Raw genomic sequence first — 15,160 nt, 5'->3', positions numbered from 1 at the left:
CCCCGTCAAAAGGAACGCTTGCAAGCATTCGTGTCAGCAGAACTTATGCCGCCTTGGCAGACTCCAGAAAGTCTTGCGCAAAACGCTGCAAGACACCGCCAGCTTCGTAAATCGACACTTCTTCTGCCGTGTCCAGACGGCAGATCACAGGCACGGCCACAGATTCGCCATTTTTACGGTTGATGATCAGGGTCAGCGTGGTACGTGGCGTGCGCTCACCAATGACATCAAAGGTTTCTGTTCCATCGATGTTCAGCGTCAGGCGGTTGATACCGGGCTGGAATTCCAGCGGCAAGACACCCATGCCCACCAGGTTAGTCCTGTGTATGCGCTCAAAACCTTCAGCAACAATCACTTCCACGCCGGCCAGACGTACACCCTTGGCGGCCCAGTCACGCGAAGAACCCTGGCCATAATCAGCACCGGCTATCACGATCAGCGGCTGCTTGCGTTCCATATAGGTTTCTATGGCTTCCCACATGCGGGTGATTTTGCCTTCGGGTTCGATGCGGGTCAGTGAGCCTGCTTTGACCTTGCCATCCACCACGACCATTTCATTTTTCAGTGTGGGGTTGGCGAAGGTCGCACGTTGCGCTGTCAGGTGATCACCACGGTGGGTGGCGTAAGAATTGAAATCTTCTTCCGGCAAACCCATCTTGGCCAGGTATTCACCGGCGGCACTATCGAGCATGATGGCATTCGACGGTGACAGATGGTCAGTCGTGATGTTGTCGCCCAATACTGCCAGCGCACGCATGCCCTTCATGCTGCGTGCACCTGCCAGGGCGCCTTCCCAATATGGTGGGCGGCGGATGTAGGTGGTTTGTGGACGCCAGTCATACAGGGGGCTGACTTTCTCTCCATCATCTGCCTGTTTGGCAAACATGGGGATGTAGACTTTGCGGAATTGTTCAGGCTTGACGCTGGCTGCCACCACGGCATCAATTTCTGCGTCCGTCGGCCAGATGTCTTTCAGTGTCACTGGTTTGCCCGCTGCATCCAGGCCCAGCACATCTTTCTCGATATCAAAACGGATAGTGCCAGCGATGGCATACGCCACCACCAGCGGCGGCGAAGCGAGGAAGGCTTGTTGTGCATAAGGATGGATACGGCCATCAAAATTGCGGTTACCCGACAGCACTGCCGTTGCATACAGATCACGCTCTATGATTTCTTTCTGGATGACAGGGTCAAGCGCACCCGACATGCCATTGCAGGATGTGCAGGCATAGGCCACTACGCCGAAACCAAGCTGTTCCAGTTCAGGCAGCAATTTGGCTTCTTCCAGATACAGGGTCACGGCCTTGGAGCCAGGGGCGAGTGAACTCTTGACCCAGGGCTTGCGGGTCAGGCCCAGCCTGTTCGCATTCCGGGCCAGCAAACCGGCGGCCACCATATTGCGTGGATTATTGGTGTTGGTGCAACTGGTGATGGCAGCGATGATGACGGCACCATCCGGCATCAATCCTGGTTCGTTTTCAACCGTGCCGCTGATGCCGCGCGCTGCCAGTTCCGAGGTGGGCACGCGCTTGTGCGGATTCGACGGGCCAGCGATATTACGCACGACGGAAGACAAATCAAATTTCAGTACACGTTCATATTCCGCATTCTTCAGCGTATCAGCCCACAAGCCGGTTTCTTTGGCATAGGTTTCTACCAGCTTGACCAGTTCATCGTCACGGCCTGTGAGTTTCAGGTATTTGATGGTTTGTTCGTCGATGTAAAACATGGCGGCAGTAGAACCGAATTCCGGTGCCATATTTGCTATCGTTGCGCGGTCACCCAGGGTCAGGTGGGATGCGCCTTCGCCATAAAATTCCAGGTAGGACGAGACGACTTTTTGATTGCGCAAGAATTCTGTCAATGCCAGTACCGTGTCGGTCGCTGTGATACCTTCCTGTGGCTTGCCGCTCAGTTCAACGCCAATGATGTCTGGCAAACGCATCCACGACGCACGGCCCAGCATGACGCTTTCGGCTTCCAGGCCGCCAACACCAATCGCGATCACACCCAGCGCATCCACCATGGGGGTATGGCTGTCGGTGCCGACCAGGGTATCCGGGTAAGCAACGCCGTCTGTGACCTGTACTACGGGCGACATGCGTTCCAGATTAATCTGGTGCAAGATACCATTGCCTGGCGGGATCACATCGACATTCTTGAATGCCTTCTTGGTCCAGTTGATGAAGTCAAACCTGTCTTCATTGCGCCTGTCTTCAATCGCACGATTTTTATCGAAAGCATCCGGATCAAAACCACCGCACTCGACTGCCAGTGAATGATCAACCACCAGTTGCGTAGGTACGACCGGGTTGACCAGTGCCGGGTCACCACCTTGCAGCGCAATCGCATCGCGCAAACCCGCCAGGTCCACCAGTGCAGTCTGTCCCAGGATGTCATGGCATACCACACGGGCCGGGAACCAGGGAAAATCCAGGTCACGCTTGCGTTCTATGAACTGCCGCAGGGAATCAGTCAGCGTTGCCGGGTCGCAACGACGCACCAGATTTTCTGCCAGTACGCGCGAGGTATAAGGCAGCTTGTCATAGGCACCTGCAACAATTGCATCGACGGCTGCACGCGTATCGAAGTAATCCAGAGTAGTGCCGGGTAGTGGCTTGCGGAATTGAGTATTCATGGCTCGCTATGTTTCAATATTAGTATTCGGAGTTCGGACTGATCCAGTCGGCTATCACGGCAAGTTCAGAGCTGCAATTTGAAGCCTTCATGTGAAGCTGTAAAACCCATGCTTCCATAAAACCGGTGGGCCTGTATGCGTTTTTTATCACTGGTCAGTTGCACCAGCGTGCAAGCACGCTCACGCGCGACTTGTATCGCTTGCTCTATGATCCAGTGACCTATACCCTGCCCGCGCAGATAGCTATCCACCCGCACGCTTTCTATCATGGCGCGGGTAGCCCCTTTCCTGCTCAGGCCGGGGATAAAAGTCAGTTGCAGCATGGCGATGATTTTGCCATCCATGACACCGACCATCAAAAACTGGTTATCATCTTTGTCTATGCGGTCAAAGGCATCGCTATAGCATGGGTCATCCGATCCCACGCCTTCGCGATTCTTGCCCAGATCATCATCGGCGATCAATTCAAGCAGGCGCGGCAAATCCTGCTTCACTGCGCGCCTGGTACTTAGTGTTGATAGGTCAGCCTGGACTTTCATAGTGCAACTCTGCTTAATTGTGTGTCTTATTTGTCTGTCTTATTTGTGTTTCTTGTGTATGTTTCTTATTTGCGTTTATTCAGAGGAACAAACTTCAGATCTTCAGGGCCAACATAATTGGCACTAGGACGAATGATCTTGTTATCGATACGTTGTTCAATGATGTGTGCCGCCCAGCCCGAGGTACGGGCAATCACGAACAGCGGTGTGAACATGGCAGTCGGCACCCCCATCATGTGATAGGACACGGCAGAGAACCAGTCAAGATTGGGGAACATCTTTTTGATATCCCACATCACTGTTTCCAGACGTTCGGCGATATCAAACATTTTCATCGCACCGACATCCTTGGACAGATTGCGTGCCACTTCCTTGATGACCTTGTTGCGCGGATCAGAAATCGTGTACACAGGGTGACCGAAGCCGATCACCACTTCCTTGTTTTCCACACGTTTCTTGATATCGGCTTCTGCTTCGTCAGGATTGTCGTAACGTTTCTGGATTTCAAATGCGACTTCATTCGCACCGCCGTGTTTCGGACCACGCAAGGCACCTATCGCGCCAGTAATGGCAGAATACATATCAGAGCCTGTGCCAGCTACTACCCGGCCAGCAAAGGTGGAGGCATTGAATTCATGCTCCGCATACAGGATCAGGGACGTATGCATGGCTTTTTCCCACAACTCACCTGGTTTTTCACCATGCAGCAAATGCAGGAAATGGCCGCCTATGGAATCGTCATCGGTTTCTGTCTCTATGCGCTTACCATTGTGGCTATAGTGGTACCAGTACAGCAGCATGGACCCCAGCGAAGCCATCAGACGGTCGGCAATATCACGCGCACCCGGAGTATTGTGGTCATCTTTTTCTGGCAGCACGCAACCAAGTACGGATACGCCGGTACGCATTACATCCATGGGGTGCGATGAAGCCGGCAACCATTCCAGTGCCGCTTTCAGATTTGCTGGCAAACCGCGCAGCGCTTTCAGCTTGGCTTTGTAGGCACGCAATTCAGCCGCAGTCGGCAATTTGCCATGCACCAGCAAATGGGCAATTTCTTCAAACTCGCAGGCGTCGGCCACATCCAGAATATCGTAACCACGATAATGCAGGTCGTTGCCGGTTTTGCCCACGGTACACAGGGCCGTGTTACCAGCCGTCACACCAGACAGGGCAACCGATTTCTTGGGTTTGAAAGGAACTGCTTCAGTCATGATTTTTTCTCCATTGTTCATTAGAAGTGCCATTCCCATTTGCTGACTTGATGCAGCACAATAAGGGAACGGACTATATACGTATTATTTGGCCTTTTGCTGTGCGAAAAGAGCATCCAGCTTTTGTTCGAAATCGTGGTAGTTGATGCGCTCATACAATTCCATGCGGGTCTGCATGGTGTCGACTACGTTCTTTTGCGTACCGTCACGGCGTATTGCGCCATACACGTTTTCTGCTGCCTTGTTCATGGCACGGAAAGCCGACAAGGGGTACAGGACCAGGCCCACATCCACGGCAGCCAGTTCTTCGACAGAAAATAATGGGGTGGCACCAAATTCAGTGATATTCGCCAGGATAGGCACTTTGACAGCGCTCGCAAACTGCTTGTACATGGACAGTTCGGTGATCGCTTCCGGGAAAATCATGTCAGCCCCCGCTTCCACGCATGCCAAGGCACGCTCGATGGCAGCGTCCAGACCTTCAACGGCCAGCGCATCGGTACGGGCCATGATGACGAAGTTGTCATCGGTACGGGCATCCACTGCTGCCTTGACCCTGTCTACCATTTCCTGCTTGCTGACGATCTCTTTGCCCGGGCGGTGACCGCAGCGCTTGGCCCCCACCTGGTCTTCAATATGCATGGCCGCAGCGCCAAACTTGATCATGGATTTGACGGTGCGTGCCACATTGAAGGCAGAAGCGCCAAAACCGGTATCCACATCTACCAGCAAAGGCAGGTCGCAGACATCGGTGATGCGGCGTACGTCAGTCAATACATCGTCGAGATTGGAAATACCCAGATCAGGCAAACCCAGGGAACCGGCAGCAACGCCGCCACCGGACAAATAAATCGCCTTGAAACCGGCACGTTTTGCCAGCAAGGCATGATTGGCATTGATAGCCCCCACCACTTGCAGAGGGGATTCTTCCTGCATCGCCTTGCGGAAGGCGGCACCTGCGGAGTATGTACTCATGTGTATGCTTTCAGGTTAATGAACAGATTCTGGCAAGCGTATTGCAATCGGCATGCCACCTCTGGCCACAGACAGCGCAAAGAAGCTGAAACACCGACGAAAATACATGCAAATCAACTACTTACCAGGAAAAAAATGTGAAGCAGAACTTGAGTTCAATAGGTAATGCGGCGCATAATGACGTTTCAAATACAAATTTGAAACAACATTGAAACAAACACTGAAACATTAATTGAAACATGCCTTGAAACACCCAATGAAACAAGCCCCGGGACGATCCGTGGCCAGGCACCAAACATCCGGCCAGACACAAGCACAATGAAACACCCTACACCGCCGCGCGACAACAGCGATAAACCCGTGATCTGGACCGTATCCATTTCCCGCCTGTTCGACATGTTTCGCGACATCATGGTTGAATATGATGGGCGCGCCGATATCGAACCCATACACATGGGTTTTGAAGAAGCGGCGCAATACCTGAAAGAACGCCTGCAAACAGAAAGATGTGATGCCGTCATTGCCGCCGGCTCAAACGGTGCTTACCTGAAAAACCGCCTGCCGGTACCGGTCGTCATCGCCAAGGCCAGCGGCTTTGATGTCATGCAGGCACTGGCCAGAGCGCGCAAGGTGTCGCCCGCCATCGGCCTGATCAATTACCAGGAAACCATGCCAGAACTGGCGGATTTTAAAACCACCTTCGGCTTCCCGCTGGAACAACGTACCTACGTCACCGAAGAAGATGCGCGCGCCCAGATCAGTGAACTGAAAGCCAGTGGCATCAAGGCCATTGTCGGCGCCGGCCTGATCACAGACCTGGCAGAGGAAGCCGGCCTGACGGGCATCTTCATGTATTCGGCGGGGTCGATACGGCAGGCGTTTGACGATGCACTGGAAATCGCCCGCCTGACGCGGCTGGAATCTGCCCGCGGTCGCCAGCATCCAGCGGCGGATGCGCTGCGCGCGCGCCACAACCTGAATGATTTGCGGGGTGATTCGGCCATCATGCAGGCGACACGTAAATCGATCGCCCTGTTCGCCCGATCCCCCGCTACCGTGCTGCTACAAGGCGAAACCGGCACCGGCAAGGAACTGGCGGCCCAGGCCCTGCACCGTGAAAGTACCAGGGCGCGCCAGCCCTTTGTTGCCGTCAATTGTGGTGCCATCGCCGAAAGCCTGCTGGAATCCGAATTATTCGGCTATGAAGAAGGTGCATTTACCGGATCAAAACGGGGTGGTCATGCCGGCCTGTTTGAAACCGCCCATCGCGGCACCGTGTTTCTGGATGAAATTGGTGAAATGCCCCTGGGCTTGCAAACCCGGCTATTGCGGGTGCTGGAAGAACGTGAAGTGATACGCGTTGGCAGCATGCGCCCTATTCCGGTGGATGTACGCATCATCAGCGCCACCCATTGCAATCTGGAAGACCGCATCAAGGAAGGAAAGTTTCGCGCTGACCTGTATTTTCGCCTGGCGGTATTGCGACTACATTTACCCACCCTGCGGGAAAGAACGGACGATCTGCTTCCTCTTGCAGAATGGTTCCTGAAGCATGCCCTGGCTGGTATGGGCACACGCCCGCATGCCAATCTGCATGCAGAAATAAGCTCTTGTGGTTCTTTGCTCCAACATTATGCATGGCCAGGCAATGTAAGAGAACTACGCAATCTGATGGAACGCCTGGCCTTGTTTTTGGCAGCAGAACCCTTACAGGCACTGACGCCGGGCTTTGTCGCAAAAACCTTGCCTGAGCTGGTGATAACCGCTGTCCAGATGGAAGAAACGACAGCGCCAGCCAGCGAAGAATCGCTGGAACAGATCATGCAAAAATTCGACAACAACCGGGAAGCAGTGGCAGATTACCTGGGTATCAGCAGGACCACCTTGTGGCGGCGACTGAAAAATTGAGAATGGCAGCCAAGACACCAAATAAGCTGTGCAAATAGCGCCAGGGGCACATATATTGAACATCTTGACCACTCAATTTCCGGCACGGTAAGGTAAAATGAATTTGAGCTGCAACTCACACTCCATGGGTGCATTTGTCCTGCATAAAAAAATATTATGAAAAAATTACTAATTGTTGATGATAGCAAAGTGTCACGCATGGTCATACGTGCCCATGTGAAGGCAGCCCAGCCTGAGTGGGAAATATTCGAAGCCAGTACTGGTGAAGAAGCCATGAAATCTGTGCAAGAAAACAAGCCAGACTATTGCACCATGGACATCAACATGCCTGGCATGCTGGGAACGGATGCTGCAGAGAAAATTTTGAAAGAGCATCCTCATCTGCGCATTGCCATCTTCTCTGCCAATGTGCAAGATAGCATGCAGACACGCGCCAATTCCATAGGCAGTGTTTTCGTGGCCAAGCCTGTCACTGAAAAATCGATCACCATCGTCCTTAATTATTTCGCGAGCGGTCAATGAACACGCTGACTGAACTTCATCTTGATGCACTAAGTGAAGTTTTTAATGTCGGCGCGGGCAGAGCAGCAGCCAGCCTCAGTGACATCGTTGGCGAAGAAGTCCGTCTTTCGGTTCCTTCAGTAGAAATTCGCAAATCGTCTGAAATTGACGTATCCATCATGGGCATGCAAAGCGACAAGTTTGGTGCCGTCCACCAGACCTTTAGTGGTACGTTTGAAGCTGACGCCATCCTCTTGTTCACCGAAGCCCACGCGCTGGAAATTGTGCGCGACATGATGGGTTCGCAAATCAGCATAGAAGACCTGGCAGAGTTCGAGCAGGAAGCCATGTGCGAGCTGGGTAACATCATACTCAATGCCTGCCTTTCAGCGATGGCAGATATGCTGAATATCCCGCTCAGTTGTTCCCTGCCTGATTATTCGGTCGCCACCACGGAAGAGATTTTCCGACGCGTCAGTAATGACGTTGATCAACCTTATGTCTTGCTGCTGCATATAGACCTGACCATAGAAAGAAGACATTCTGAAGGCCACCTGATTTTCCTGCTCAGTTCAACCTCATTGACTGATTTGGTCACTCAGATAGATCGTTTTCTGGGGGAAACCTGATGGCGCAGTTGTTGTCCACCAGCCCTGTCGCTGTGGAGCAAATCCTGAACTCCATCAGCCTGGGTCTGATATTGGTCGATGCAGAACAGCGTATCTGTCTGTGGAACGGCTGGATAGAAAGACATAGCGGCGTTGCCGCAGAACAGGCGCTGGGCCGCCAGATCTCAGAAGCTTTTGAAGAATTGCCCAGCCGCGCCATCCTCACCGCCATCAGCAATACCCTGAATTACGGCCTGCCGGTGGTCCTGTCGAATGCCCTGCATCGCTCCCCCCTGCCGCTGTTTGACCGCAGTGAACAGGACGATGAAAAAAAGCGCATCCACCAATCCATCACCATTACGCCGCTCAGTGCGGACGATGGCAGCAGGCTATGCCTGATACAGGTCAGCGACTCATCCACATCGATCAAACGCGAAAAAATACTGCGTACCCATTCCGAAGCACTCAAGCGCGAAGCCACCACCGATAGCCTGACCGGCATTTATAACCGCCGCTTCTTTGACGAACATTACAAAATAGCGATGGGTCATGCCGTGCGCAACAATGTGCCGCTATCCATTTTCATGCTGGATATTGACTTCTTCAAGGAATACAACGACAGCTACGGTCATGTGGCCGGTGACAAGACATTGATACAGGTCGCAGCCGCATTGCGCAAACAATTGCTGCGGGCCACCGATGTACTGGCACGTTTTGGTGGCGAAGAATTCATTTTGATGCTGCCGAATATGGCACCCGAATTGGCCATGCAATTTGCCGAAAAACTGCGTACCGCCGTATGGGACCTGAATATACCGCACATCAATTCGCGCGTCGGGGACCGGGTCAGTATCAGCATAGGTTTCAGCAATTACCACAAGCATCCGGATGTGGATCAGCATATGTTGCTGAAATGTGCTGATGCTGCTTTATATGAAGCAAAAAAAACAGGCCGCAACCGGAGTCATTATTTGCCACTGCAAGATTTTCATGTGCCGTCAGCCAGCATTGCTGAGTCTGCCGACAGTCATGACGAAGGCCTGCTCAGCTGATGCTGTCGCACCTGCCTGATTTTCATCTGGTTTTTCTTAGTTATTAATTCATGGCGTGGCCCTTGCCGGTCAAACCACACACATACAAGGTATCGGCATGCGTAAATCATTCTCGGCATTCTCTCCTGCACGTCGCCATATCCATCACCTGATCGCTGCTGGTCTGCTGGCTTTTTGTGGTCTGGCAAATGCACAACAGGTATTGCGCGTATCCGCCATACCTGATGAAGCGCCGACAGAATTACAGCGCAAGTTCAAACCCCTGGGCGCCATGCTGGAAAAAAAACTGGGCATGAAAGTGGAATTCATTCCCGTTACCGATTACGCGGCTTCGGTAGAAGGCCTGATCAATAAAAAACTCGACATGGTCTGGTTTGGTGGTTTTACTTTCGTGCAAGCCAAAGTACGCAGCAAAGACCAGGTGATACCGCTGGTACAGCGTGAAGAAGATGAAAAATTCAAATCAGTATTCATCACTACCGATAAAAACATCAGCAAACTCGAAGACCTGAAAGGCAAGACCTTTACCTTTGGTTCTGAATCTTCCACATCCGGCCATTTAATGCCGCGCTCTTATTTGCTGGCAGCCAAGATCAATCCTGACACCGACATGAAGCGCATTGCTTTTTCTGGCGCACATGATGCAACTGTCGCTGCAGTATCCGGCGGCAAGGTGGACGCAGGCGCCCTGAATATTTCAGTCTGGGAAAAACTGCTGGCGCAAGGCAAGGTCGATACCAAACTAGTCCACGTGTTTTACACCACGCCAGGCTATTTTGACTATAACTGGTCTGTGCGCGCCGACATGCCTGCCGACCTGCGCAAGAAGATCACAGACGCCTTCCTGAATCTGGACCCGGCCAATCCACAAGACAAGGAAATCCTGGATCTGCAACGTGCGACACGCTTCATCCCTACCAAGGCTGACAACTACAAGGCCATAGAAGCGGCAGCACATAATGCCGGCCTGCTGAAGTAATGTCGGCAGCAATGTCGGCAACAGCGCTGCGTTTGCAGCAATTGAGTGTGGCTTTTCCCGGTGCGGTACACACTGCATCGGTGGCCGGGCAAGCACAGCAGCAATACATCCTGGAAAATCTTGACCTGACGGTAGCCCAGGGCGAACAGATTGCCATCATAGGGCCGTCCGGTGCCGGCAAAACCACCCTGCTGCATACCCTGGCTGCCGCGCATCAGCCAGCCACTGGGCAATTCCAGTTTATGGGAAAAGATGTGTGGATGCTGTCGCATACGGCGCGCCATGCCCTGCGTCGTCATTTGTTTCTGGCACCACAAACACCGCCACTGCCAGCACGCCAGCGCGTCATTACCGCAGTGCTGGCCGGCCGCCTGCCTCACTGGACACTGGCACGGGCGCTGCGTAATCTGATCAAGCCCACCGACCCGCTGGCCGCCTGGCAAGCCTTGCAGCGTTTTGATTTACAACACAAGCTCTATGCCAGGGTAGATAAACTGTCTGGCGGTGAGCGCCAGCGCTGCGGACTGGCACGCCTGCTGCTATCCGATGCCAGCCTCTTGTTGGTGGACGAACCCCTGTCAGCACTTGACCCCACACTGGCCCTGCAAACCCTGCATACCCTGCAGCAAGAAGCAAAACAACGTCATGCGACGCTCATCTGCAGCCTGCACCAGGTGGAGCTGGCCCGCCGGCACTTCCCCCGCATCATAGGCTTACGCGCTGGCAAAGTCCTGTTCGATAGTGACAAGGTGGACGATCAGATGATCGCCGACCTGTACCGTAATGCCGGCAGCCCGCAGCAGCCGGTGGAGATACCGGCACCGAACCGGCCAGACCTGTCTGGCTTTGCTGATGCACCTCGCTGCTTTTAAGCACAATGACGCACCAGGATAGCCATCCAGATATCCAGCACGATCCCGCATGGCGCCTGCGGGTGACGCTTGCATTATGCATGCTGGCCTTGCTCTGGCCCATGCTGTACATCACTGAATTCAAGCCCTGGCAACTGATCGATGCGCAAAGCCTGGGCGCGACCTGGCGCTTCCTGTCCGGCTTTTTTCCACCTGCCCATTCCACAGAATTTTTACTGATCGTGCTGGAAGCCACCTGGCAAACCATCGCCATTGCTACTGCGGGCCTGACGCTGGCACTGCTGGGTGCGATTCCCATGACCCTGATCGTCAATGAACATTTATCAATTTCACGCCTGGGCAGCGGGCGCATGCATGGCATGGCCAGACTGCTACGCCAGGTCGTGCGCTGGAAGCTGGTACTCCTGCGCAGCGTGCCCGAGCTGGTGTGGGCGCTGCTGTTTGTGCGCCTGGTCGGGCTGGGGCCGACTGCCGGTGTATTTGCCATCGCCCTTACCTACGCCGGTATGCTGGGTAAGGTGTATGCAGAAATACTGGAAGCCAATGACGCCCACGCCACCGACAGCCTGCTCAGAAACGGCAGCAGTCGCCTGACTGCATTTCTGTACGGTGCTTTGCCGAATGCCGCACCAGAGCTGGTTTCCTACACCATCTATCGCTGGGAATGCGCGATACGCGGTTCTGTCGTCATGGGTTTTGTCGGCGCGGGCGGCCTGGGGCAACGCATGGATGAATCCATGAAAATGTTATCCGGCGCTGAAGTATCGACCATGCTCATCATTTTCGTACTGCTGGTGGGTATCGCCGACCTGGCCAGTAAATTATTCCGCAAGGCACTGGCATGAGTATAGAGAATACCGACAGTATGCCTGCCGCCCCTGCGCTGTTCAGCCCACTCAAGCTGGCATTAAGTATAGGTATAGTGTTGCTGGTCGTAGGCAGCTTTGTCAGTCTGAACATGGAATGGCGTGCCCTGTTCAGCGACGACTCAGCCAGCAAAACCTGGGAATTCCTGCAAGGCTTTGCGCCACCAGATATCAGTCCTGCCCTGCTCAGGAAAACTGTCCTGGCATCTTTTGAAACCCTGGCCATGTCGGCACTTGGCACCTTGATTGCCGCCATGCTTGGTCTGTTTCTGGCGCTGCCAGCCAGCGGCCGGTTTGGCAAGCTTGCAAAAAGCAGTACGCGATTATTTTTGAATGTAGCCCGTGCCATCCCCGAACTGGTGTGGGCATCCATCATGCTGATTGCTGCTGGGCTGGGGCCATTTGCCGGCACCATTGCGCTGGCAGCGCATACCACCGGCGTACTTGGTCGCCTGTTTGCCGAAGCACTGGAAAACGCCGCACCGCAGGCAGAATCGAGCTTGCGCCTGAACGGTGCCTCGGCCATCAATGCCTTCCTGTATGCCACGCTGCCACAAAGCCTGCCGCAAATGCTGTCCTATACCCTGTATCGCTGGGAAAATAATATTCGCGCCGCCGCCATACTCGGCGTAGTCGGTGCCGGTGGACTGGGACAGATGTTGAAGTATCATTTATCATTATTCCAGATGCAGACTGCCGCCACGGTCATTATCGCCATGCTGATACTGGTCGCCATGGTGGATGCCCTGAGTTTTGCGATGCGACGCTGGCTGATGCGTTAAATAAAAATTTAAATAAGACATAAAATTACGCCATGAGCCTGTCCGCCAAACCCTATCTGCAACGCATCAGCCTACGCGATGACGCTGTCATTGATTTTGACAGCTACCCCTACCACATCCCTGCAGTCAGGGAAATTGATGTGCTGGACTTTCATGCTGACGTGACTTTTTTTGTCGGTGAAAACGGTGCTGGCAAATCGACGGTACTGGAAGCCATTGCTATGGCGCTGGGCTATGGCCAGGAAGGCGGGACGAAGAATGTCGCGTATCGCACCACAGAATCAGTATCTTCGCTACATCAGAATCTGCGCTTATCCAAAAGCTTCAAGAAACCGCGTGATGGCTACTTCTTGCGGGCAGAGAGTTTCTTCAACGTCGCCACCTACATGGATGAGCTTGCCTATACAGATAGCTATGGCGGCTCGCTGCATGCACGCTCGCATGGGGAATCTTTCATGGCATTGTTGCTGAACAAGCTGGAAGGCAATGGCCTGTACCTGATGGATGAACCCGAAGCGGCCTTGTCCCCCAACCGTCAACTGGCCGCCTTAAGCGCCATACATCAACTGGTACAGGATGGCTCACAATTCATTATCGCCACCCATTCACCGATATTGCTGTCCTATCCTCACGCGAAAATTTACCAGTTTGATGGCAGCGGTATCACTGAAACCAGTTATGAAGACACAGAACACTTTGCAGTGACCCGTGACTTTCTCAACAATTACCCCAGGCGGCTGGAACAATTACTGGCTGACGATGCATCATGACAGCTTGGAACCTGTTGTCGATCTTAGCGAATAGCACAAAACAAAGCTGAACTTCCGGATAAGCATTATGATTAATTTTCTCAACAACCCTCGAATACGGCTCAGTACATTGCTGGGCTGCCTGACTATCCTATTCTGCCTACACCCCATGAATGCACACGCTGAAGAAGCATCCTCGCCACTAGGTTCACTCGTCATCATAGGCGGTGCCTTGCGCATGGATAATGCGGCGGTCTGGCAGCGCATTGTCCAGCAGGCCGGTGGCAAAGGGGCAAAAATTGCAGTCATCCCGGCGGCGGCTGGCAACCCTGAGCGCGCTGCCGCTGCCACTGTCGCCGCACTGAACCAGAACGGTGCCCAGGCCTTTGTCATTCCCTTGTCGGTCAAATATCCACACGTCAAGCCGCAAGACATCGTCAATGACGCCGCCTGGCTGGATAAATTGAAGCAAGCCAGCGGTGTGTATTTCACCGGCGGCGACCAGGCACGCATCGTGCAGGCACTGCTCACACCGGATGGTAGCAAGACCGCCATGCTGGAAGCAATCTGGGCCTTGTATCAACGCGGTGGGGTGATTGCTGGCAGCAGTGCCGGCGCGGCCATCATGAGTACCACCATGTTTTATGATGCCCAACCCGTGCTGCCCACATTGAAGCAGGGGGTCACTGATGGCAAGGAAATTGCCAACGGCCTGGGCTTCATCGGCCCCGATGTATTCATAGACCAGCACCTGATCATCCGGGGTCGCTTTGCCCGCATGTTGCCGGTCATGCTGAAGAAGCATTACAAGCTGGGCCTGGGGGTGGATGAAAATACGGCCATGGTGGTCAGCAACCAGGCTGAAGTCGAAGTCATCGGCTATAAGGGTGCCATCCTGTTTGACCTGACAGAAGCAAGCACCGATAGCAGCCAAAAGAATTTTAATATCAGCAATGCCCGTATCAGCTATCTGGACCGGGGTGACCGTTTCAATTTGCGCAGCAAGACACTGACACCGTCCGCTGACAAACTGCAGGGCAAGCTTGATCCTGCCCATGCCTCCAATACTGATCGACACTTCTATGCCGATATCCTGGCCAATTCCGTAGTCACCGACCTGATGTTTCATTTAATCGGCAGCAAACAGGAACGCAGCATCGGGCTGGCCTTTGGTTTGGATCAGCAGCCTGAGCTGGGTTTTGAATTCAGCTTCAGCAAAGTGGCAGAAAGCCAGGGCTATTTTTCAGCATCTTCCGGTGCCGAGGCGTATACGGTACTGAAGCTGCGTCTGGATATACGACCGGTCAACATGCAGTTACCCTTATACAAATAAATCGCTTGCGCACAGGGGGAAAGGATGACCATCTGTGGCGTCCTTCTGCCATCCTGTTGGCATCGCTTTGTCGGCCCTTTTGCCGCCCTTTTGCCACCCTTTTGTTGCCCACCTTCCGGACTGCCGCATCAGAACAACACCCCT

At 53.6% G+C, this 15,160-nt stretch carries 14 protein-coding genes; 10 read left to right on the top strand and 4 right to left on the bottom strand.

Annotation, left to right across the window (positions count from 1 at the left end; all coding sequences use genetic code 11):
- Positions 1–43 precede the first annotated feature (43 nt).
- From acnD to prpB, 4 genes are all read right to left on the bottom strand, one after another.
- The gene (gene acnD / locus ACO0LM_RS19320) at positions 44–2,638 is read right to left on the bottom strand and encodes a Fe/S-dependent 2-methylisocitrate dehydratase AcnD (protein WP_423039018.1); all 2,595 of its coding nucleotides are present in this window, start codon (positions 2,636–2,638) and stop codon (positions 44–46) included.
- A 65-nt stretch (positions 2,639–2,703) separates the two neighbouring features.
- Positions 2,704–3,177 carry a GNAT family N-acetyltransferase gene (locus tag ACO0LM_RS19315; RefSeq protein WP_423039016.1) on the bottom strand — a complete coding sequence of 158 codons (474 nt, stop codon included), beginning with the start codon at positions 3,175–3,177 and terminating at the stop codon, positions 2,704–2,706.
- Between the two features lie 65 nt (positions 3,178–3,242).
- Positions 3,243–4,391, bottom strand: coding sequence for a bifunctional 2-methylcitrate synthase/citrate synthase (gene prpC / locus ACO0LM_RS19310; protein ID WP_422988126.1), 1,149 nt, complete (start codon positions 4,389–4,391; stop codon positions 3,243–3,245).
- A gap of 84 nt (positions 4,392–4,475) precedes the next feature.
- Positions 4,476–5,366, bottom strand: coding sequence for a methylisocitrate lyase (prpB, locus tag ACO0LM_RS19305; RefSeq protein ID WP_422988128.1), 891 nt, complete (start codon positions 5,364–5,366; stop codon positions 4,476–4,478).
- A 318-nt stretch (positions 5,367–5,684) separates the two neighbouring features.
- Between prpB and prpR the strand changes: the two genes are divergently transcribed.
- The 10 genes from prpR to ACO0LM_RS19255 all read left to right on the top strand — a co-directional run bounded on the left by prpR (position 5,685) and on the right by ACO0LM_RS19255 (position 15,016).
- Positions 5,685–7,274 (top strand): propionate catabolism operon regulatory protein PrpR, encoded by a 1,590-nt coding sequence (gene prpR / locus ACO0LM_RS19300; protein WP_423039014.1) that lies wholly within the window; start codon positions 5,685–5,687, stop codon positions 7,272–7,274.
- Positions 7,275–7,430: 156 nt separating this feature from the next.
- Complete coding sequence (locus tag ACO0LM_RS19295; protein WP_423039012.1) at positions 7,431–7,796, top strand: response regulator transcription factor; 366 nt, start codon at positions 7,431–7,433, stop codon at positions 7,794–7,796.
- The gene (locus ACO0LM_RS19290; RefSeq protein ID WP_423039010.1) at positions 7,793–8,404 is read left to right on the top strand and encodes a chemotaxis protein CheC; all 612 of its coding nucleotides are present in this window, start codon (positions 7,793–7,795) and stop codon (positions 8,402–8,404) included. The genes ACO0LM_RS19295 and ACO0LM_RS19290 overlap by 4 nt, the downstream gene beginning before the upstream one ends.
- Complete coding sequence (locus ACO0LM_RS19285) at positions 8,404–9,435, top strand: diguanylate cyclase (RefSeq protein ID WP_423039008.1); 1,032 nt, start codon at positions 8,404–8,406, stop codon at positions 9,433–9,435. Before ACO0LM_RS19290 ends, ACO0LM_RS19285 begins: the two co-directional genes overlap by 1 nt.
- A 97-nt stretch (positions 9,436–9,532) precedes the next feature.
- Positions 9,533–10,414, top strand: coding sequence for a putative selenate ABC transporter substrate-binding protein (locus tag ACO0LM_RS19280; RefSeq protein ID WP_423039006.1), 882 nt, complete (start codon positions 9,533–9,535; stop codon positions 10,412–10,414).
- Positions 10,414–11,286: a phosphonate ABC transporter ATP-binding protein gene (locus ACO0LM_RS19275; RefSeq protein WP_423039004.1), complete on the top strand. Its 873-nt coding sequence runs from the start codon at positions 10,414–10,416 to the stop codon at positions 11,284–11,286. Before ACO0LM_RS19280 ends, ACO0LM_RS19275 begins: the two co-directional genes overlap by 1 nt.
- An 80-nt stretch (positions 11,287–11,366) precedes the next feature.
- Positions 11,367–12,131: a PhnE/PtxC family ABC transporter permease gene (locus ACO0LM_RS19270; RefSeq protein ID WP_423039002.1), complete on the top strand. Its 765-nt coding sequence runs from the start codon at positions 11,367–11,369 to the stop codon at positions 12,129–12,131.
- Positions 12,128–12,934, top strand: coding sequence for a phosphonate ABC transporter, permease protein PhnE (gene phnE, locus ACO0LM_RS19265; RefSeq protein WP_423039000.1), 807 nt, complete (start codon positions 12,128–12,130; stop codon positions 12,932–12,934). Before ACO0LM_RS19270 ends, phnE begins: the two co-directional genes overlap by 4 nt.
- Before the next feature lie 32 nt (positions 12,935–12,966).
- Positions 12,967–13,704 (top strand): AAA family ATPase, encoded by a 738-nt coding sequence (locus ACO0LM_RS19260; protein ID WP_423038998.1) that lies wholly within the window; start codon positions 12,967–12,969, stop codon positions 13,702–13,704.
- A 148-nt stretch (positions 13,705–13,852) separates the two neighbouring features.
- Positions 13,853–15,016 (top strand): cyanophycinase, encoded by a 1,164-nt coding sequence (locus tag ACO0LM_RS19255; protein WP_423038996.1) that lies wholly within the window; start codon positions 13,853–13,855, stop codon positions 15,014–15,016.
- Positions 15,017–15,160 lie beyond the last annotated feature (144 nt).

This window comes from Undibacterium sp. Di26W, assembly GCF_049340265.1.
Lineage (GTDB): Bacteria > Pseudomonadota > Gammaproteobacteria > Burkholderiales > Burkholderiaceae_D > Undibacterium.
The sequence above is the reverse complement of the archived record's forward strand: the minus strand, read 5'-3'. Positions and strand labels throughout refer to the sequence as shown.